General features: G+C 73.1%; 19 protein-coding genes. 8 read left to right on the top strand and 11 right to left on the bottom strand.

The genetic code is table 11. The features are described 5' to 3' along the window. Positions 1-12: 12 nt before the first annotated feature. A complete protein-coding gene (locus tag OG898_RS24960; protein ID WP_266959312.1) occupies positions 13-1,515 on the bottom strand; it encodes a PLP-dependent aminotransferase family protein in 1,503 nt (500 codons plus the stop codon). A 224-nt stretch (positions 1,516-1,739) separates the two neighbouring features. On the opposite strand from OG898_RS24960, the gene OG898_RS24955 reads away from it, so the two are divergent. The 3 genes from OG898_RS24955 to OG898_RS24945 all read left to right on the top strand — a co-directional run bounded on the left by OG898_RS24955 (position 1,740) and on the right by OG898_RS24945 (position 4,656). Continuing rightward, positions 1,740-2,510, top strand: coding sequence for a glycerophosphodiester phosphodiesterase (locus OG898_RS24955; RefSeq protein WP_250751289.1), 771 nt, complete (start codon positions 1,740-1,742; stop codon positions 2,508-2,510). Between the two features lie 68 nt (positions 2,511-2,578). Beyond that, entirely contained in the window at positions 2,579-3,961 is a 1,383-nt protein-coding gene (locus tag OG898_RS24950; RefSeq protein ID WP_250751288.1) for an MFS transporter, read from the top strand. Between the two features lie 320 nt (positions 3,962-4,281). After that, the gene (locus tag OG898_RS24945) at positions 4,282-4,656 is read left to right on the top strand and encodes an RNA polymerase-binding protein RbpA (RefSeq protein ID WP_007262928.1); all 375 of its coding nucleotides are present in this window, start codon (positions 4,282-4,284) and stop codon (positions 4,654-4,656) included. A 133-nt stretch (positions 4,657-4,789) separates the two neighbouring features. On the opposite strand, the gene fxsA is transcribed toward OG898_RS24945, so the two are convergent. From fxsA to OG898_RS24925, 4 genes are all read right to left on the bottom strand, one after another. Further along, a complete protein-coding gene (fxsA, locus tag OG898_RS24940; RefSeq protein ID WP_266959308.1) occupies positions 4,790-5,383 on the bottom strand; it encodes an FxsA family membrane protein in 594 nt (197 codons plus the stop codon). Positions 5,384-5,488: 105 nt separating this feature from the next. Further along, on the bottom strand, positions 5,489-6,271 hold the full coding sequence (locus OG898_RS24935) for a polyprenol monophosphomannose synthase (RefSeq protein ID WP_250741546.1): 783 nt from the start codon (positions 6,269-6,271) through the stop codon (positions 5,489-5,491). A gap of 336 nt (positions 6,272-6,607) precedes the next feature. Beyond that, positions 6,608-8,269 carry an amidohydrolase gene (locus tag OG898_RS24930; protein WP_250741545.1) on the bottom strand — a complete coding sequence of 554 codons (1,662 nt, stop codon included), beginning with the start codon at positions 8,267-8,269 and terminating at the stop codon, positions 6,608-6,610. A gap of 198 nt (positions 8,270-8,467) precedes the next feature. Beyond that, entirely contained in the window at positions 8,468-8,908 is a 441-nt protein-coding gene (locus OG898_RS24925; RefSeq protein ID WP_250741559.1) for an Lrp/AsnC family transcriptional regulator, read from the bottom strand. Positions 8,909-9,126: 218 nt separating this feature from the next. Between OG898_RS24925 and OG898_RS24920 the strand changes: the two genes are divergently transcribed. Then, positions 9,127-9,576, top strand: coding sequence for a hypothetical protein (locus OG898_RS24920; protein ID WP_250741544.1), 450 nt, complete (start codon positions 9,127-9,129; stop codon positions 9,574-9,576). Positions 9,577-9,603: 27 nt separating this feature from the next. Here the strand turns inward: OG898_RS24920 and OG898_RS24915 are convergent, their stop codons facing one another. Both OG898_RS24915 and OG898_RS24910 read right to left on the bottom strand, forming a co-directional pair. Next, positions 9,604-10,707: a phosphotransferase family protein gene (locus OG898_RS24915; protein WP_266959305.1), complete on the bottom strand. Its 1,104-nt coding sequence runs from the start codon at positions 10,705-10,707 to the stop codon at positions 9,604-9,606. Between the two features lie 81 nt (positions 10,708-10,788). After that, positions 10,789-11,922: a hypothetical protein gene (locus OG898_RS24910; RefSeq protein ID WP_266959303.1), complete on the bottom strand. Its 1,134-nt coding sequence runs from the start codon at positions 11,920-11,922 to the stop codon at positions 10,789-10,791. Positions 11,923-12,606: 684 nt separating this feature from the next. On the opposite strand from OG898_RS24910, the gene OG898_RS24905 reads away from it, so the two are divergent. Further along, on the top strand, positions 12,607-12,822 hold the full coding sequence (locus OG898_RS24905; RefSeq protein ID WP_250741541.1) for a hypothetical protein: 216 nt from the start codon (positions 12,607-12,609) through the stop codon (positions 12,820-12,822). Between the two features lie 130 nt (positions 12,823-12,952). Here the strand turns inward: OG898_RS24905 and OG898_RS24900 are convergent, their stop codons facing one another. From OG898_RS24900 to OG898_RS24890, 3 genes are all read right to left on the bottom strand, one after another. Beyond that, positions 12,953-13,432: a hypothetical protein gene (locus tag OG898_RS24900; RefSeq protein ID WP_266960421.1), complete on the bottom strand. Its 480-nt coding sequence runs from the start codon at positions 13,430-13,432 to the stop codon at positions 12,953-12,955. A 125-nt stretch (positions 13,433-13,557) separates the two neighbouring features. Further along, positions 13,558-14,727: an acyl-CoA dehydrogenase family protein gene (locus OG898_RS24895; protein ID WP_250741539.1), complete on the bottom strand. Its 1,170-nt coding sequence runs from the start codon at positions 14,725-14,727 to the stop codon at positions 13,558-13,560. Between the two features lie 143 nt (positions 14,728-14,870). Beyond that, entirely contained in the window at positions 14,871-15,623 is a 753-nt protein-coding gene (locus tag OG898_RS24890) for a TetR/AcrR family transcriptional regulator (protein WP_266959301.1), read from the bottom strand. Between the two features lie 206 nt (positions 15,624-15,829). Here OG898_RS24890 and OG898_RS24885 point away from each other — a divergent pair, with 206 nt between their 5' ends. The 3 genes from OG898_RS24885 to OG898_RS24875 are packed head-to-tail and all read left to right on the top strand — an operon-like array spanning position 15,830 to position 18,287. Further along, the gene (locus OG898_RS24885) at positions 15,830-16,378 is read left to right on the top strand and encodes a DUF6230 family protein (RefSeq protein ID WP_266960419.1); all 549 of its coding nucleotides are present in this window, start codon (positions 15,830-15,832) and stop codon (positions 16,376-16,378) included. Continuing rightward, a complete protein-coding gene (locus OG898_RS24880; RefSeq protein WP_308313414.1) occupies positions 16,369-17,331 on the top strand; it encodes a DUF6114 domain-containing protein in 963 nt (320 codons plus the stop codon). The genes OG898_RS24885 and OG898_RS24880 overlap by 10 nt, the downstream gene beginning before the upstream one ends. Beyond that, positions 17,328-18,287 (top strand): hypothetical protein, encoded by a 960-nt coding sequence (locus tag OG898_RS24875; RefSeq protein ID WP_250741538.1) that lies wholly within the window; start codon positions 17,328-17,330, stop codon positions 18,285-18,287. Before OG898_RS24880 ends, OG898_RS24875 begins: the two co-directional genes overlap by 4 nt. Here OG898_RS24875 and OG898_RS24870 read toward each other — a convergent pair. Beyond that, positions 18,262-18,420 (bottom strand): SCO1431 family membrane protein, encoded by a 159-nt coding sequence (locus tag OG898_RS24870; RefSeq protein WP_243341628.1) that lies wholly within the window; start codon positions 18,418-18,420, stop codon positions 18,262-18,264. The genes OG898_RS24875 and OG898_RS24870 overlap by 26 nt on opposite strands. Between the last annotated feature and the right edge of the window lie 31 nt (positions 18,421-18,451).

The raw sequence follows: 18,451 nt of genomic DNA, 5'->3' as shown, positions 1-18,451 counted from the left end.
GTCCGTCCGGCCCTACGCGACGAAGGTGCGCGGCGGCTCCGCCCCGCCGCCGCCCGCTCCGGTGGCGACCAGCCGGGCCGCGGCGGCCAGCCGGGCGGCCGCTTCCTCGGCCACCGGGCCGCCGACGGTGAACGGGAGCCTGACGTATCCCTCGAAGGCCCCGTCGACACCGAACCGGGGCCCCGAGGGAACCCGTACGCCCACCCGCTCCCCCACCTCGGCCAGCCGGGAGCCGGAGAGCCCGCCCGCGCGGGCCCACAGGGTCAGCCCGCCGAGCGGAACCCGGAACTCCCAGTCGGGCAGCTCCCGGCGGACCGCCGCCACCAGCGCGTCCCGGTTCTCCCGGGCCTGGTCGCGGCGGATCTCCACGGCCTGCTCCCAGCCTCCGGTGCGCATCAGCCAGTCCACCGCGAGCTGTTCCAGCACGGGCGTGCCCAGGTCGGCGTAGGCGCGGGCGGCCACCAGGCTGCGGATGACGTCGGGGGCCGCGCGGACCCACCCGATGCGCATGCCGGCCCAGAAGGCCTTGCTGGCGGAGCCGACGGTGATGACGGTGGAGCCGGCCGGGTCGAAGGAACAGACGGGGCGGGGCATCTCCAGCGTCGGGTCGAGCTGGAGCTCGACCATGGTCTCGTCGGCGACGAGGACGGTGCCGGCCGAGCGGGCCGCGTCCACCATCGCGCGGCGCTGTTCGTCGGAGGCCAGGGCCCCGGTCGGATTGTGGAAGTCGGCGACCACGTAGGCGAGGCGGGGGGCGGAGTCGCGGAGCACCTGGCGCCAGACGTCCATGTCCCAGCCGGACAGCCCCTCCCCCATGGCGACGGGCACGAGGCGGACGCCGGCGGCGCGCATGAGCTGGAGGATGTTGGCGTAGGACGGGGATTCGACGGCGATGCGTTCTCCGCGCCCCGCGAAGAGGCTGCAGATGGCGTCGATGGCGCCCATCGCGCCCGTGGTGACCATGATCTGCTCGGGCATGGTCGGGATGCCGCGCTCGGTGTAGCGGTCGGCGAGCATGCGGCGCAGCGCGGGCAGCCCGGCCGGGTAGTCCCCGTGGGTGTGGGCGTACGGGGGGAGTTCCTCCAGGGCGCCCTGGACGGCCTTGGTGAGCCAGGGCTCGGGGGCCGGGAGTGCGGCGCAGCCGAGGTCGATCATCGAGCCGAGGGACTCGGGGGGCAGGGGCTCCAGGCCGCGGGCCGGCATGGGGTTGCCGGCGGGCACCGAGGTCCAGCTGCCCGCGCCCCGCCGGGATTCGAGGAACCCCTCGCCGCGCAGGGCCTCGTAGGCGGCGGCGACGGTGGTGCGGCTGACGGAGAGGGCCACGGCCAGCTCCCGCTCGGCGGGGAGCCGGGCGGCGACGGGGATGCGGCCTTCGAGGACGAGCAGGCGGATGCCGTCGGCGAGCGTGCGGTACGCGGGCAGCTTGCGCCCGCCGGGCGCGGCGGCCCGGCCCTGCTGGGAGGTGATGAGCCGGCCGAGCTGTGCGGCACCGACGGCCGAGGTCCACTGCGCCATGCGTTCGGGTCCACCTTCGCGAAATTGGCCCCTGCCGGCCCCTTGAGGGCGGCATTGGATCGATCCTTGGGGTCCAGAGTGCCACGGGGTGGCCGGAGGCCGGGGCCCAGGGGGCCACTGAGTGAGCGGGGAGGGGGCCACAGGGGGCCCGGGCGGGGCGGGCGTTCACCGGCCGGACACGGGGGCGCTCCCGGCCCGGGCCGGGCAGCGGGCATACTGCCGCGGTGACGCACGTACGCCTCCCCCACCCTTATCTCGACCACCCGGGTCCGATCCCCTTCGCGCATCGCGGCGGGGCCGCGGACGGGCTGGAGAACACCGCCGCCGCCTTCCGGGCCGCGGCCGCCGCGGGCTACCGGTACTTCGAGACCGATGTGCACGCCAGCGCCGACGGGAAACTGGTCGCCTTCCACGACGCCACCCTGGACCGGGTCACCGACGGGCAGGGGCGCATCCGCGAGCTGCCGTGGAGCCGGCTCCGCGAGGTCCGGGCCGGCGGCAGCGAGCCCCTCGCGCTCTTCGAGGACCTGCTGGAGGAGTTCCCCGACGCCCGGTGGAACGTGGACATCAAGGACGAGTCCGCCGTGCACCCGCTGGTCGGCCTGATCGCGCGGGCCGGGGTCTGGGACCGGGTGTGCGTGGGCTCCTTCTCCGAGCGCCGGGTCGCCCGGGCCCAGAAGATCGCCGGCCCGCGGCTGGCGACCTCGTACGGGGTGGCGGGGGTGGTCGGGCTGCGGCTGCGGTCGTACGCGATCCCGGCCGCGCTGCGCGCGGGCGCGGTGGCGGCGCAGGTGCCGGAGACCCAGGCGGGCATCCGCGTGGTGGACCGCAGGTTCGTGCGGACGGCCCACGAGCGGGGGCTCCAGGTGCACGTGTGGACCGTGAACGAACCGGAACGCATGGAGGCTCTCCTGGACCTGGGAGTCGATGGCATCATGACCGACCGGATCGACATCTTGCGCACGGTGCTGGACCGGCGCGGAGCCTGGGCCTGACCGGCCCGTTCGGCTGCGCGCCCGGTGGCGGCGGCCGCAGCGGTACGGGGACCAGCGAGGGGGCACCAATGAGTGCGCAGACGACGGAAGACGCAGAACCGGGGGCCGAGGACGGCAGAGCCGCGGCCGCGGCCACGGCCGCGCGCAAGCGCGAGCAGCGCGGCTGGTACTTCTACGACTTCGCGGTTTCCGTGTACTCGGCGAGCGTGCTCACCGTGTTCCTCGGGCCGTACCTCACCTCGATCGCCAAGGCCGCGGCGGACGCCGAGGGCTTCGTGCATCCGCTGGGGATCCCGGTGCGGGCCGGTTCCTTCTTCGCCTACACGGTGTCCGCCTCGGTGATCCTGGCCGTGCTGCTCATGCCGCTGGCGGGGGCAGTCGCCGACCGGACCGGCCGCAAGAAGCCGCTGCTGGCCGTGGCCGCGTACACGGGGGCCGCGGCGACGGCCGGCATGTTCTTCCTGGCCGGCGAGCGCTACCTGCTGGGCGGGCTGCTCCTGATCGTCGCGAACGCCTCGCTGTCGGTCTCGATGGTGCTGTACAACGCCTATCTGCCGCAGATCTCCACGCCGGACGAGCGGGACACGGTCTCTTCGCGCGGCTGGGCCTTCGGATACACCTCGGGCTCGCTGATGCTCGTGATGAACCTGGCGCTCTACATGGGCCACGACTCCTTCGGTCTGACCGAAGGCATGGCGATCCGCATCTGCCTGGCCTCCGCGGGCCTGTGGTGGGGGGCCTTCGCGCTGATCCCGCTGCGCCGGCTGCGGGACCGCGCCGTGGTCCGGGAGCCGGGCGCGGCCCCGGCCGTCAGCGGCTGGAAGCAGCTCGTCGCCACCCTGAAGGACATGCGGCGCTACCCGCTGACCCTGTCGTTCCTGCTGGCGTACCTGATCTACAACGACGGCGTGCAGACGGTGATCTCCCAGGCCTCGATCTACGGGTCGGAGGAGCTGAAGCTGGAGCAGTCCACCCTCATCGGGGCGATCCTGCTCGTTCAGGTCCTGGCGGTGGCCGGTGCGCTGGGGATGGGCCGACTGGCCCTCCGGTACGGCGCCAAGCGGACGATTCTCGGCTCGCTCGCGGCCTGGGGCCTGACGCTGGCCGCCGGATACTTCCTGCCGGCCCGGACCCCGGTGTGGTTCTTCGCACTCGCCGCGATGATCGGACTGGTGCTCGGCGGCAGTCAGGCGCTGTCGCGCTCGCTGTTCTCGCACCTGGTTCCGGCGGGCAAGGAGGCCGAGTACTTCTCGGCGTACGAGATGAGCGACCGGGGGCTGAGCTGGGTGGGCCCGCTGGTTTTCGGGCTCACGTACCAGGTCACGGGCAGCTACCGGGACGCGATCATCTCGTTGGTGGTCTTCTTCGCACTGGGTTTCGTGCTGCTCGCCCGAGTGCCGGTGCGGCGCGCGGTGGAGGCGGCGGGGAATCCTGTACCCGAGCGGATCTGACCGGGGATCCGACGCATCCGACGGATCCGAGGGGTCGCAGCCGCGCGAATTCGGAACGAATTTCGACGTTCAAGCTAAGGGCCGGTAGTGTACGCCTTTGGCCTGCCAGGCGGACCGTTACTGCGTGCTTATGAAGTGAAGACGTTGGGTGACATCTGCTGCCAGATGTGACAAAACGGGCACTGGTGGGTACAACAAGGGGCGGTACGACGGGCGACGCATGACCCGGAGCGGGAATCTATACCGCCGACCGGACGTTGACCGGATGACGACGACAGCGACACCTGTCCTGTGGGCGACAAGCCCGGGAGGCACGATTCATGAGTGAGCGAGCTCTCCGCGGTACGCGGCTCGTGGTTACCAGCTACGAGACGGACCGCGGCATCGATCTGGCCCCGCGCCAGGCGGTGGAGTACGCATGCCAGAACGGACATCGATTTGAGATGCCGTTCTCGGTTGAGGCAGAAATTCCGCCGGAGTGGGAGTGCAAGGCGTGTGGCGCCATGGCACTCCTGGTTGACGGGGATGGGCCCGAAGAGAAGAAGGGCAAGCCTGCGCGAACGCACTGGGACATGCTCATGGAGCGGCGCACCCGCGAGGAGCTGGAGGAAGTGCTGGCCGAGAGGCTCGCGGTCCTTCGTTCCGGCGCCATGAACATTGCCGTGCATCCGCGCGACAGCCGCAAGTCCGCCTGACAGCCGGACGCCACACAGCGGCAAGCAGCACCCGCAGCACCGTAAGACAGCACGAAGCCGAGGGGCCCCACCGCACAGTGTGCGGTGGGGCCCCTCGGCTTCGCCGTGTGCGCCGGCGCTCCGCGCCGTTCCCTCAGGGGGTCAGCGGCGGCCGGTGGCCGTTGTCGGGCCGCTGCGGGCCGTCCTCGCGGATGACCTCGCCGTGGATGACCTCGCCCGGGACGACCTTGCCGTCCGGGTAGTGGATCCGGGCCTGCTGGAAGGCGTCGCCGAAGGAGCCGGCCGGCGCGGAGGCCATCTTCCGCTCCAGGGAGCGGGCGGCCCGGCGGCCGATCAGGGCGCGGACGGGCGGGAGCAGGAGCAGCAGGCCGGCCGCGTCCGAGATCAGGCCGGGCATCATCAGGAGCAGGCCGGCCAGCATGGTCAGGCCGTTGCCCGTGCCGGCCTTGCCGGGCTGCGGCGGGGTCGGCTGACGGCCCTCCTGGGCCTGCTGGAAGGTGTCCGTCAGGTTCTTGAAGGCACGTCGCCCGGCCCGCTTGATGACCACCGCACCCAGCACCAGGCCGCCCGCGAGCAGCAGGGCGACACCACCGCCGCCGATCAGTCCGGCGACCTGGCCGAGCAGCCAGATCTCCAGGATCAGCCAGGCCGCGATGGCCAGGGGAAGGTACGTACGGGCGGGCGAACGCCGCCGGGGGGCCGTAGAGGTCGGAACTCCGGTCGTCATACCCCCAGTGTGCCTGGGCCGGGGTAAAGACGTCCTCAGCCGGAGGTACCGGACATCCCCTAGGGGTGCCGGACCGCCCGGCGGGGGCTCTGGTCCCGGCGCGGGCTAGTTGTTCCGGGGCTTGCCCGTCAGCTTGTCCGAGAGCTTGCCGGCGTGCTCCTTGAGCCCCCACTGGGTGACCCTCCAGAGGGCCTCCACCACGATGTCCTTGCTCATCTTGCTGTCGCCGAACTCGCGCTCGACGAAGGTGATGGGCACCTCGACCACGCGGAAGCCCTTCTGCACCGCGCGGCGGGCCAGGTCCACCTGGAAGCAGTAGCCGGCGGAGGCCACGTCGGCCAGGCCCAGCCCTTCGAGGGTCTCGCGGCGGAAGGCGCGGTAGCCGCCGGTGACGTCGCGGATCGGGACGCCCAGCATCAGCCGGGAGTAGGTGGACCCGCCCCGGGAGAGGAACTCGCGGCTCTTGGGCCAGTTGACGACCCGGCCGCCCGGCACCCAGCGGGAGCCCAGCACCAGGTCGGCACCCTCCAGGGCGGTGAGCAGCCTGGGCAGCTCCTCGGGCTGGTGGGAGCCGTCCGCGTCCATCTCGATGATGACGCCGTAGCCGTTCTCCAGGCCCCACCCGAAGCCGGCCAGGTAGGCGGCCCCGAGGCCCTCCTTGCCCTTGCGGTGCAGGACGTGGACCTGGTCGTCCGCGGCCGCCAGCTCGTCGGCGAGCTTTCCGGTGCCGTCCGGGCTGTTGTCGTCGGCGACCAGGACGTGGGCCCCGGGTACAGCCGCGCGGACGCGGCCGACGATCAGCCCGATGTTCTCCGCCTCGTTGTAGGTCGGAATGATCACCAAGGCCGTGCCGAGCGGTCCGTAGCTTCGCTGTCCGCCGTCGCTCACTGATTCCCCTTTTGCGTTCTCGTACATCCTGTACGTCGTGTCGCAGAGGATGATTTTAGAACAGCGATCGGGGCCCGCGGTCCTTCGGGCCGGACCGGCTCCCGCTGGCTGCGGGCCGCCTGACCGTTGTCTACTGGACCGCAGGGCCCCGATCTGAGGCCACCGCCCCCAAGTCTCCTGCGGAGCAGGGGGGACACCCTTGCGGCGAAACCTTCCCTCGCCCCCGAGGCGCGGGCGCGGCTGAGCTATCGGCTCCGTCCGGTTCGGACGTCCGGTGGTGGACCCGGCCGAACTTATCCGGGTCCGGCCGCCCTCACCGAACCACGGCCACCCGGATCACCCCTGTGGCCGTACGAATACCTCCCGGCCGCCGACCACCGTGGCGAGGCAGACCGGCAATTCGCCGCCGGGGGTCAGGTCCGGCAGTCCGGGGGTGCCGGAGCGGGGGTCCGTGGACCAGCGGGCGACCCGGTCGTCGGGGGCCTGGACCACCAGTTCGGCGGTGTCCCAGACCGCGTAGTCGGCCGGGGCGCCGGGGACGAGGATGCCCGCGTCGTCGCGGCCCAGGGCCCGCCAGCCGCCGCGGGTGTGGGCGGCGAAGGCCGCCCGTGCGGAGATGCGGTGGGCCGGGGTGTGGTGGAAGGCGGCCGCGCGGACGGTGCCCCAGGGGTCGAGGGGGGTGACCGGGGCGTCGGAGCCGAAGGCCAGGGGGACGCCGGCCTTGAGCATGGCCGCGTAGGGGTTGAGGGTGCGGGCGCGCTCGGCGCCGAGCCGGTCGGCGTACATGCCCTCCTCGCCGCCCCACAGCGCGTCGAAGGCGGGCTGCACGGAGGCCGTGAGGCCCAGTTCCGCGAAGGCGGCGATGGTGGCCGGGGTCATCATCTCGGCGTGCTCGACGCGGTGCCGGGCCGCGCGGACCCGGTCCAGGCCGACCTTGTCGGCGGCGGCCCGGACCCCGGTGACCACGGCGGTGATCGCGGCGTCCCCGATGGCGTGGAAGCCCGCCTGGAGGCCCGCCTCGGTGCAGGCGGCCACGTGGTCGGCGACGGCCCGCGCGTCGAGGTAGTCGGTGCCGGTGTGGTCCGCGTCGGCGTACGGGGCGTGCAGGCAGGCGGTGTGCGAGCCGAGGGCTCCGTCGACGAAGAGGTCGCCGGCCGCCCCGACGGCGCCGAGTTCCTTGACCCGGGCGAGGTCCCGGTCGGCCCAGTAGCCGAAGACCCGCGGGCCGGGGTGGGTCTGCGCCAGCTCCAGGAGGCCGCTGAAGTCCTCCGGGGAGGAGATCTCCGGGCCGCCGCACTCGTGGACGGAGCCGATCCCGAGGGAGGCGGCCCGGTCGAGGGCGGCCCGCTGTGCCTCGGCGCGCTGGGCCGGGGTGAGGGCGCCGAGCGCGGCCCGGCGTACGGCGTGGTGGGCGTCGCGGGTCAGCGGCTCGTCGGCGGCCGCGCGCACCTCGGGTACGAGCCGGAGCAGGGCCGTGGTCACCACGGCGGAGTGCGCGTCGATGCGGCTGAGGTAGAGCGGGCGGCCGCCGGCGGCCTCGTCGAGCTCCTGCCTGCGGGGGGCGCGGCGTTCGGGCCACCGGGCGGCGTCCCAGCCGTGGCCGAGCAGCACCCGGTCGGCGGGGCGGGCGTCCGCGTACGCGCGTACGCGCAGGAGGGCTTCGGCGAGGGAGGCGGCCGTGGACAGGTCCAGGCCGGTCAGGGCGAGGCCCGCGGAGGTGGTGTGCACGTGGGCGTCGGTGAAGGCGGGGGTGACGAGCGCCCCTCCGAGGTCGACGACCTCGTCCACGCCCTGCGCGAAGGCGTCGGCGGCGCCCTCGGAGCCGACCCAGGCGATGTGGCCGCGCTCGACGACCATCGCGGTGGCGAAGGGATCGGCGGGGCTGTGGACCTCTCCGCCGCGGAGGAGGACCGTACGGGGGCCTCCGGCGGTGGGGGCGGAGTCGGCGGTGCGGGGGCCTCCGGCGGCGTTGGCGGAGTCGGCGGTGCGGTCTGTCATGCCGACAGTCTGGCGGGTGCGCCGCGCGCCGCGGACCACGGCCCCTGCACAGGGGCCGGGGGTGGTTCCCCTACCCGCCCTTCGCCCGTTCCCCGGGGCTTCGCCCCGGACCCGTTGCCGGGTGCGGCGCCGTTCCCGGGGGCCAGCCCCCGGACCCCTGCTCCTCAAACGCCGGAGGGGCTGAATTCGGCCGGAGGGTCACACCCGGGGCGGGCGGGCCTCGTACGGGGTGGAGAGGACCACCGTCGTGCGGGTGGAGACGTGGGCCAGGGCGCGGAGGCGGCTCAGGAGGTCTTCCAGCTCCAGCGGGGTGGCCACGCGGACCTTGAGGATGTAGTTCTCGTCGCCCGCGACGCTGTGGCAGGCCTCGATCTCGGGGACCCCGGCCAGCCGCTCCGCGATGTCGTCCGGCGCGCTCGGGTCGAAGGGCTTGACCGAGATGAAGGCCGTCAGGGGAAGACCGACGGCCTCGGGGTCGACGACCGCCGCGTACCCGCGGATGACCCCGCGCTGCTCCAGGCGGCGTACTCGCTGATGGACCGCCGACGTGGACAGTCCGGTGGCCTTGCCCAGGTCCGTGTAGCTCATCCGCCCGTCCCGCACGAGCAGATCCACGATCTGGCGGTCCAGCTCCTCCATTGCGCTCATAGCCGCACAACTTACGGCCCCGAACCGTTTAGGCCCACCCGTGTCCACGGATTGAGGTGGCACCTGCGGCAGGCATGTGACCAAGGCCACAGGGGTATGCGGGCGTACGGCGGCCGGATGTGGTTACTCGTGCCGCGCGACGGGAAGTGCTTGGGGTGGCCGTGGCCGAAGAACCTGCCCGCCCGGCCCACCCAAGGGGGAGTACATCCATGCTGAACACCAAGCGCGCCGGTCGCATCGAACCGGAGCCCCTGGAAATCGTCGAGAGCGGTTACGCCGACGACGACGAGTACCTCGAATACGACACCGAGGGATTCGAGATCCACCACGCGACCTGCCCCGACTGCGGTCAGTCGATCGCCCTCGTCGCGGACGAGGAGTTCCTGCCGGAGCACGCCCTCTGCCTGACCCCGTGGAACCCGTTCGGGCTCACGGTGTGCGCGGGCACCGGGCGGCCCGCCTCCGACGCGCTGCCCACCCTCGACTTCGGCGACGACGGGGCCCCGGAGCTGGAGCCCGTCGTCCACCTGGCGCTTCCGCAGGGTCTGGACTGGCGGACGCAGCCCTTCTCGCACGTCGGCGGCCCCGGCTCGCGTCCCGTGCGGATGCCGGCGCCCGCGGTGATGCCGCAGATGCGCCAGCACGCGCAGGCCGCCTGAGCCCGGGCCGAGCGACTTCCTGGTCGCCTACCAGTACGTTCCCTGCACCATGGCGGTGAGACTGGCATGGTGCAGGATCAGGCTGTCGGGATCCGCCGGGACCTCGACCTCGCCGAAGTGCGCCTGCCGGTAGGCGATGCGCAGCATCACGATCCCGTGCCGCAGGGCGGCGTAGAGCGTGTGGAACTCCATGTCCCGCGGCGCGTGCCCGGTGAGTTCGGCGTACCGGCGTTCGATGTCCTCGCGGCGCAGGAAGTCGGGCAGGCCCGGCTGGCCGAAACCGACCGTCAGATCCTGGAAGAAGCAGTGCAGGTAGACGGTCCAGCCCAGGTCCACCTCGCGCGGGGCGCAAGCCGCCATCTCCCAGTCGAGGACGGCCACCGGTTCGAAGCCGTCCGCCTCGTAGATGACGTTGCCGATGCGCGCGTCGCCCCAGTTGAGGACGGCCGGGCCGCCCTCGTCCGCGGGCCAGAGCTCTTCGAGCCGGGCGAACGCCCGCTCCAGCAGCGGTGACCGGGACTTTCCCTCCACCACCCATTCGTAGTAGGCGCGTTGGGCCTCCACGTGGCGGCGCAGCGGGCTCCCGTCGCCCTCCGGGAGGAGGAACCGCGCCTCCTCGGGCGGGAACTGGTCGTGCAGCCGGGCGAGCAGCGCGATGCTCGCCTCCTGCAGCGCGGCGCGCTGCGCGTCGGTCGCGGCGTGCAGCCAGTTCCCCTCGTAGGTGTAGGGCATCACGTCGGGCGGTACGCGCCCTTCGGCGCGGGCCATCACGAAGAACGGCGCCCCGAGCGGGCCGGGGTCCTCTTCCAGCCACTGCACGCGCGGGACCGGCAGGTCGGTGTGGTCGGCGACGAGGCTCATGACCCGGTGCTGGCGGGGCATGTCGTAGGTGGGGAACACCGTGTAGGCGGCCGGGTCGGCGGCGAGGCGCAGCGCGCAGGCGTGGATCGGGGCGTCGGGGTGCTCTATGTCGAAGAGCAGGGTCTCGCTGGACATGCCGTTGGACCCGGGGACGGAGATGTTGGTGACCTTCGCGCCGGGCAGCTCGGTGTCGAGCCAGGCGGCGAGGCGCCGGCCCAGCTCCTCGGGTTCGCGGGTGGAGGTACGGGGGCGCGGTGCCGGTCCTGCCATGGGAAACCCCTTCTCTGGCTTGGCTGTTGAGGCTTGAGGTTGGCGGTGGTGGTGCCGGCCCTCCCGTCCGGGAGGGCCGGGTTACGGGGCCACCGAGCTGTAGTCGGCGAAGCCGCTGGGGTCGTGGCGGCCGAAGCTGCCGTGCTCGAAGATGCCGTAGCCGGTGCGGCCTTCGAAGGTGAAGCGGGCCGAGTGGTCGGTGACTCCGAAGGCGGCCATGGGGTGGGCCGCGGGGTCGGAGAGGTCGTAGGTGCGGCGGTCGGTCCAGCCGCGGCCCTGCCAGGTGCCGTGCTGCCAGTCCGAGGCGGGCGGGTAGCCGGCTCCGACGGCGAGCGGGGAGGAGTTCAGGATCTCCACGCCGAGTTCGAGGGGTTTGCGGCCGGCCGGGTCGGTGAGGTGGACGACGGCGCTCTCGGGGTGGCGGCTGCCCGGGCGGTAGCGGATGTCGGTGTGCGGCCAGCCGAGCTGTACGTCGTGGCGGCCGCTGCCTTCGGGGAAGACCTGCACGGCTTCGCTGAGGGCCCGGTGGCCGTCGGCGTCCTCCTGGGTGATGACCATCAGGAAGCGGTCCTCGAACCGGACCGGGATCCAGAGCCAGTGGAACCCCTCGGGCCGGTGCTCCTCGGCCGCCCGGCCGCCCTCTTCGCCGGGGATCGGGCGCACCCCCCAGCTCCGGTCGCGGGTGCCGGTCCAGTCGGCGTCGAGGGTGAACTCCTCGCCCTTGGCGCGGATGGTGCCGGTGACACCGCCCGCCTGGACGAAGCGGCGGCCTTCGAGGATGAGGCGGTCGCCCCGGCGCTGGGTGTGGTGCGGCTCCCAGACGGCGGGGAACTCGGCGGTCCAGGTGATGTCGTACGAGAGCCCGTCGGGGTCCTCGGGGTCGGCGGCGCAGGTGAGGGTGATCCGCCGGAGGGGCTCGTCGACGGTGATGCGGAGCGGGCCGACGGAGAGGTTCATCCGGTCGTCGGTGAGGGCGTCGGAGGCGCGGACCGCGAGCAGTTCGTCGCCGACGCGGAGGGTGGCGTAGGCGTCGATGACACCGGCGTTGGGGTAGACGCCGAGGCCGAGGATCAGGACGGCGCGGCCCGCGTGGTCGAAGACGTGGAAGATGCAGCGGTCGTAGGCGTTCCGGTCGCCGGTGACGAGGTGCTTCATCGACAACGGGGCCTGGTGGATGGGGTATTCGTCGAGCGGTACGGGCCGGTCGGCGGGCATGGCGAACCTCCGGGAACGGGTGCGAGGGATGACACCTGGGCGGAGATGACGGTACGTCAGGTTGCGTGGTGGGGAACAGGGTTGTGGCACAGACTGGCAGAGAGACACACCGTGCGGGGGCCCGGTTGGGGCGGGCCTTCGACGGGGTGGCCTGGGTCTCCGACTCCGGGGTCCCCGGGGTCGGCCCCCGGCGGCCCGGCTGCGCCCGCCGAGGGGGGCTCCCGGCGGGATGCCCTGAGCGCGGCCCGAATCCGTGCCCGGCCGCGGGGGGCGCACCGTGTCGGCGGGGTCCGGGTGGGGCCCTGCGGGGCTGTCCCCTACCCGCCCTTCCACCGTTCCCCGGGCCGGCCCGGACCCGGTCCTCAAACGCCGGACGGGCTGGAGGGCCCCGGGCTCCGCCCGGACCCGTTGCCGTGTGCGGCGCCGCTGCCGGGGGCCGAACCCCGGCCCGGACCCGGTCCTCACACGCCGGACGGGCTGGAGGGCCCCGGGCTCCGCCCGGACCCGTTGCCGCGTGCGGCGGCGTTGCCGGGGGCCGGCCCCCGCTCAGCAAACGCCGGAGGGGCTGATTTGGGCGTATGCGCTTCGCATCGCCGAGGGGAGTGCTCGGTCGGTGGGGACAGGTCGAACGGATGGGCGGGGTTACCCGTGGGTCCGGTGGCGCGTTGGCCCGGTATGACCACGATGGAGACTTCCACGCCGAAGGTGGGGCGCCGGCGGCGGGCGCCTGCCGCAGGGCACGAAGAATCGGTTCGGCAGGCCCCCGACCCGCCCATCTACCGCGCGCTGCTCACCCGCTGGGAGGAAGACGGCCGGACCGTGCCGGGGCGGCGCGATCCGGAGTGGTCCCGGGTCGCCTCCTCCCCGATCTGGCCGACCGGCCCCCTCTTCGGCGGCTGACCCCTCGCAGCGCGGCCAGGCCCGGGGCGAGGCCGGCCGCGGGCCGGTGGGCCGCGACGGACGGCGTCCGGGCCCGACGTGCGCGTGCTCGACGGCTTTGACGGGCATCGCCTTTCCCCGCCCCGGCCTGCTAGGCCGCGGAACCGTCCACGTTCCATTCCTGCGGCAGGTCCCCGTCGCAGAAGACGCAGACGAAGTCCTCCTCCCGCACGATGTTCAGCTCACTGCAGGAGGGACAGCGGCGGAACACCACCTCGTGGGTGAAACCGGGAGGGTGCTCGATCCCGGCTGCGTCCAGAGCCTTCGCGACGGCCGCCCACGAGCTGGTGTCCGGGCAGTATCCGGTCGACTGGTTGCTCGTCTCGGCCACCACCCACTGCCCGGACTCTTCGCGGAAGCGCATCTCCCCGGCGCCCAGAACAGGGCCACCGCCGGCACACACCACGTGCTCGCTCCGGCGCGGGGCGAGCCGCAGCACACCCGCCGGGTCGATGACGAACGTGAAGGGCTCGGCAAGCTCCACCGCTGCCAGAGCCGAGGCCCAGTCCGCGAGGTCGGCCGCCGAGTGGATGCGTCGCCCCTCGGCCTCAGGCCGGACAAGGGCTCGCAGATCAGGCGGTCCCACATACCGGTAGCTCCACCGCCACGGTTGTGCGCCGAAACCGCCGCCGGTGGACGGCTCTGCCGCTTCGGCAGGGCCGTCCACCGGCGTGGCAGCGCTGCCGGGGCGGGTGGTCAGCGGGATTCCGGGCCCGCCAGGTGGCGGGCGATCACCATGCGCTGGATCTGGTTCGTGCCCTCCACGATCTGGAGGACCTTCGCTTCGCGCATGAGGCGCTCGACCGGGAAGTCCGCCGTGTAGCCGTAGCCGCCCAGGACCTGGACCGCGTCCGTCGTGACGGCCATCGCCGCGTCGGTGCAGAAGAGCTTGGCCATGGCCGCCTGGCGGGAGAAGGGCTTGCCCGCGTCCCGCAGCCGCGCGGCCGCGAGGTAGAGGGACCGGCCGGCCTCGATCTTCGTGGCCATGTCGGCCAGCATGAACCGCAGGCCCTGGAAGTCCGCGATGGGGTGCCCGAACTGCTTGCGGTCCAGGGCGTACGCCAGGGCCTCGTCGAGCGCGGCCTGGGCCACGCCGATCGCGCAGGCTGCGATGCCGAGGCGGCCCGCGTCCAGGGCGGCCAGGGCGATGGTGAAGCCCTGGCCCTCCTCCCCGATGCGGCGCGTGTCGGGGACCCGTACGCCGTCGAAGTGCAGCTGGGCGGTGGGCGAGCCCTTCATGCCCATCTTCTTCTCGGGGACCGCCGCCGTGAGGCCTTCCGCGTCGCCCGGGACCAGGAAGGCGGTGATGCCCTTCGGTCCGTCCACGCCCGTGCGGGCCAGCACCGTGTAGAAGTCGGCGACCCCGCCGTGGGTGATCCAGGCCTTCGTGCCGCTGATCAGCCAGTCGTCGCCGTCCCGGACCGCCTTGGTGGTCAGGGAGGCCGCGTCCGAGCCGGAGGCCGGCTCGGAGAGGCAGTACGCGCCGAGCAGCCCGCCGCCGAGCATGGCGGGCAGGTGGGCGCCCTGCTGCTCCTTGGTCCCGTAGCCGGCCAGGCCGTGGCAGGCCAGCGAGTGCACGCTGACGCCGAGCCCGACGGTCAGGCGGGCCGCGGCCAGCTCCTCCAGCACCTGGAGGTAGACCTCGTACGGCTGGTCGCCGCCGCCGAACTCGCCGGCGTACGGGAGCCCCAGCAGACCGGACTCGGAGAGGAGCGCGAAGACCTCCCGGGGGAAGCGGCCGGCATCCTCCTCCTCGGCGGCCCGGGGGCGGATCTCCCGCTGCGCGATCTCGCGTACGAGCGCGAGCAGGTCTCGGGACTCCTCGGTGGGCAGCGATCGGTCCACCTGCGGCGCGCGGTCGGTCATGGCAGCGCTCTCCTCACGTTCAAGCACGGGGCGGCGCGTGAGGGTGGTACGCGTCGCCGGGTCTCGGGGCTCACAGCCGATGGTGCCCTCCCGGATCGCGGGAAGGTCCAGTTCAAGGGGCTGCGGCGGTTGAGTATGCCCGATCAGGGGCTTCCCGTCACGGGTACGAGATCTTCGTCGGGGACGGGCGGGGCCGGGCACTCGGGAACGAACTCCTCGATCACCGTCAGGGTCGCGCGCAGCGTGCGCACGAGCAAGGCGCCGAACTCGGCCCGGTCGGGGTGGTTGGGGTGGTTGGGACGGTTGGGGTGGTCAGGAGCGCCCGCCGCCGCGTCCGCGTCCGCCTCCGCATCCGCCGGGACCGGCGCCGGGGCGTCCGCCGGGCCGATCCAGTCGAGGGTGCTGCCCTCGACGCCCGCCAGCCAGCCGACCAGGGCCAGCCGGGCGAGCGGCGGGATCTCGCGGCGGCCGTACGCGCCTTCCGCGATGGTCGCGATGAGTTCCTCGCGGACGGCGTCGCGGATGGCGAGGACCTCGGAGTCCGAGCCGACGCCTCCGGTGACGATGGTGCGGTAGGCGGCCTGGTGGTGCTCGGCGTAGTACAGGTAGCCGTCGATGGTGGTGCGCACGCGCTGCGCGGTGGGCTGTTCGCTCTCGCCCGCGGCTCGGGCCACGAGCTCGGCGACCGAGTCCTCGACGATGGCCAGGTAGTAGCCGCGTTTGCTCTTGAAGTAGTAGTAGATGAGCCCCTTGGCCACGCCCGCGTGCTTGGCGATGTCGTCCATGGAGAGCGCGTCGTACGAGGTGTCGGCGAACAACTTCCGCCCGATCGCTATGAGTTCGGCCCGCCGAACCTGCGAACGTCCGGTCGTTCCGCGCTGTTGACTATTATTCAAATTCAGCCCTAGCCTCGAACTGCCACAGGAAGCCCGCAGTATGGCAGACCTCTGTGCACCCCCCTTTGCACTCCCCCTGCGCACCGGACGACGTACGGGAGGAACACATCATGGGCAACGGCAGGACGAGCACGTCGAGCACCGCGCACGCGAAGAGAAGGACGCCCGAGGGCCGGGTCGACTGGAAGAAGACGGCCGCCGTCGCGATGCCCGCGGTCGTCGCGGTCGGGGCGATGGCGATGGTCATGGCACAGGGCGCGCTCGCCGCCTCCTTCGCCGTCTCGGGGACGAGCTTCCAGGTCTCCTCGTCCAAACTGAGCAGCAAGGGCCTGGCCTCCTACGTGCACACGGACCGCTCCGTCGACGGCAAGGGCCATCCCGTCGCGCTGCTCGGCATCGACGAGGCCACCCTCACGGACATCTGCCAGGCCGCCGAGGTGGACACCCCGGTGGGCAAGGTGGTTTTCAAGCTGACCGCCGGCGGCCCGGCCGGCACCGTCACGGCCAGCAATCTCGTCATCGACGGCGAGGACCTGGCCGGTGACGCCGTCTTCGGGACGGCCCAGATCGGCCGCGACGCCTCCACCCTCGACCAGGTCGGCGGGATCAAGGGCGAGGCCGGCAAGTTCGGCCTCCAGGCCGGGGACATCGAGGTCGTGGACGTGAAGTCGCACGCCTGGTCGGCGACCGGCGGCAACTTCCACCTCAAGGGCCTGAAGCTGAACGTCAGCCTGGACGGCAAGAAGTGCTTCTAGGCCTGCGCGGGCCCGCCGGGCCGGGCAGCGGGTGGCTGGACCGCCGGCTCCCGCTGCCCGGCCCCCGGCGGCGGCTGCGCGCCTGGCGCCGCACCCGCCCCTTCTGGGGCGGACTGCTGGTGATCCTGGGCGGGACCGAGCTGCTGCTGGTCCCGCTCTCCCCGCTCACCGTGCTGGTCAGCCTGGGCCTCGGCGGGATCGCGGCCATCGGGATCGGACTCGCGCTGATCGCCGCGGGCCTGTTCCTGTGGCTGCTGCCGCAGACCCGGGCCTACGTCTCGATCCACGCGCTGCTGCTCTCGGTGCTCTCCTTCGTGGCGACCAACCTCGGGGGCTTCCTCGTCGGGATGCTGCTCGGCATCGCGGGCAGCGCGCTGGCCTTCGGCTGGACCCCGGCGCCCGATCCGGAGGCGGGCGAGGAGGGCCCGTACGTCCCGAGCCTGGACGGCAGCGGGCCGCGCACGCTGGCGGCCGCGCTGCCGGTGGTGCTGCTCGCCTCGCTGGTGGCGGGCACCGGGGAGGCGAAGGCCGCCCCGGCCGGTCCGCCGATGGCCGCGCGCACTCCCCCGACCGTGACCACCGCGCTCTTCGCCCCGCAGGGGTTCGCCTTCGCGGGGGTCACCCACGTGCCCACGGTGGACGGCCCACTGAAGGTGCTGGTGCTGCGGATGCGGGCGGCCACGCTCACCGACTACGAGCTGCGCAGCCGTGACGGCCGCGAGGAGTACGGGCTCGCCGCGAAACGGCTGGACCTGAGCGGCGATGTGACCTTGTACCTGACGAGGTTCAGCGGGTGCATCGAGGGGCTGCTGTGCGTGACCTTCAGCCCGGACGGGCTGCCGGCTCCCCCGGTCATCCCGCCGTTCGTCTTCATGACCCGGGTGAGCGCGGAGCAGGCGCTCGTCACCTCCGACGTGATCAAGACCGACGACCTGCGGCTGGTGGCCTCGTGATCCCCGTCCAGGCCGCGCCGCTGTGGGCGTACGGCATCGGCGCCACCTTCGCGGTGGCCGCCGGGCGCCAGCTCCAGTGGTGGGAGCGGTCGGTCCGGGGCGAGGGGGTCCGTACGAGGAGCCGCGCGGCCAATCCGTACCTGGCGCTGACCCTGCTCTACGCGGCGCTGCTGCCCGCCCCGACCGGGGCGTACCTGATGTGGCAGAACCCGGCCTGGTCCACGATGCACGCGGCCCGCGGCCACGACGGGGTGTGGGCCGGCTTCGCGCTCTTCTACGGGGCCTCGGTGGTGGTCGGCGCGCTGCTCGGGTTCCTGGTGGCGCGGCTGTTCGTCCTGGTCGGGGCCGGCTACTGGGGGTACCTCCAGGCGGTCGCCGGGTACTTCCTGCTGTTCTTCACCCTGATCCACGGGTGGGACGGCACGGGGTACGAGCGGCTGCTGAGCGCCGATCCGCAGGCCTTCGCCGACTGGCCGGCGGAAGGCGTCGCGAACGGCGTCCTGGCCTTCGCGACCTCGGGCACCTTCCTGGCCGTGCTGATCTTCGGGACGGCCGTCATCGGCACGATGCTGCTGGCCGAGATCGGCTGGCTGGTGGAGGGCTGGCGGCTGCCGGGCGCCGCGGCGGACCTCAAGGTGCCCAGGGTGATCGCGGTGGCGATCGCCGGGGCGGGGGTCTACGGGCTGCCGTTCGCGGGGGCGCTGGGCGCGAGCGTCCTCGTCCGGCTGCTCGGCTGGTGGGCCGGGATCGGGGTGTTCGCCCTGCTGGCCGGGGTGGTGCTGCTGCCGGCCCGCTCGCCCGTGCGGGCGCTGTACGGGCTGGTGGGCGTTCCGGACCGGCACTGGCAGGTGGAGCCGGAGGCCGAGGCGGAAGCCGGGGCGAGGGCCGGGGCGGGGGCCGTGGCCGAGCCGGGAAGGGCCGAGCCTGAGGTCAGAAGAACCAGCCGACCTGGGTGACGAACATGGCCACGACCACGACCAGGGTCCAGCCGAGCACGTGCTCCAGCCAGGAGGAGGAATCGTCCTCGGGTCCGCCGGTGCGGACCAGGTTGCGGGCGCGGGCGGTCAGGGCGGCGCTGTGTGCGGTCATGTCCTCCAATGTGACAGCGGAGGGCGCCCTC

This window comes from Streptomyces sp. NBC_00193 (assembly GCF_026342735.1).
GTDB lineage: Bacteria > Actinomycetota > Actinomycetes > Streptomycetales > Streptomycetaceae > Streptomyces > Streptomyces stoeckheimensis.
The sequence above is the reverse complement of the archived record's forward strand: the minus strand, read 5'-3'. Positions and strand labels throughout refer to the sequence as shown.

Excerpts from the sequence above, each read along its gene's own strand:
- fxsA (WP_266959308.1), bottom strand. The coding sequence starts at position 5,383 with ATGACGACCGGAGTTCCGACCTCTACGGCCCCCCGGCGGCGTTCGCCC.
- OG898_RS24895 (WP_250741539.1), bottom strand. The coding sequence starts at position 14,727 with ATGACCGACCGCGCGCCGCAGGTGGACCGATCGCTGCCCACCGAGGAG.
- OG898_RS24925 (WP_250741559.1), bottom strand. The coding sequence starts at position 8,908 with ATGGAGGAGCTGGACCGCCAGATCGTGGATCTGCTCGTGCGGGACGGG.
- OG898_RS24915 (WP_266959305.1), bottom strand. The coding sequence starts at position 10,707 with ATGGCAGGACCGGCACCGCGCCCCCGTACCTCCACCCGCGAACCCGAG.
- OG898_RS24910 (WP_266959303.1), bottom strand. The coding sequence starts at position 11,922 with ATGCCCGCCGACCGGCCCGTACCGCTCGACGAATACCCCATCCACCAG.
- OG898_RS24870 (WP_243341628.1), bottom strand. The coding sequence starts at position 18,420 with ATGACCGCACACAGCGCCGCCCTGACCGCCCGCGCCCGCAACCTGGTC.
- OG898_RS24930 (WP_250741545.1), bottom strand. The coding sequence starts at position 8,269 with ATGACAGACCGCACCGCCGACTCCGCCAACGCCGCCGGAGGCCCCCGC.
- OG898_RS24960 (WP_266959312.1), bottom strand. The coding sequence starts at position 1,515 with ATGGCGCAGTGGACCTCGGCCGTCGGTGCCGCACAGCTCGGCCGGCTC.
- OG898_RS24905 (WP_250741541.1), top strand. The coding sequence starts at position 12,607 with ATGGAGACTTCCACGCCGAAGGTGGGGCGCCGGCGGCGGGCGCCTGCC.
- OG898_RS24945 (WP_007262928.1), top strand. The coding sequence starts at position 4,282 with ATGAGTGAGCGAGCTCTCCGCGGTACGCGGCTCGTGGTTACCAGCTAC.
- OG898_RS24950 (WP_250751288.1), top strand. The coding sequence starts at position 2,579 with ATGAGTGCGCAGACGACGGAAGACGCAGAACCGGGGGCCGAGGACGGC.
- OG898_RS24885 (WP_266960419.1), top strand. The coding sequence starts at position 15,830 with ATGCCCGCGGTCGTCGCGGTCGGGGCGATGGCGATGGTCATGGCACAG.
- OG898_RS24920 (WP_250741544.1), top strand. The coding sequence starts at position 9,127 with ATGCTGAACACCAAGCGCGCCGGTCGCATCGAACCGGAGCCCCTGGAA.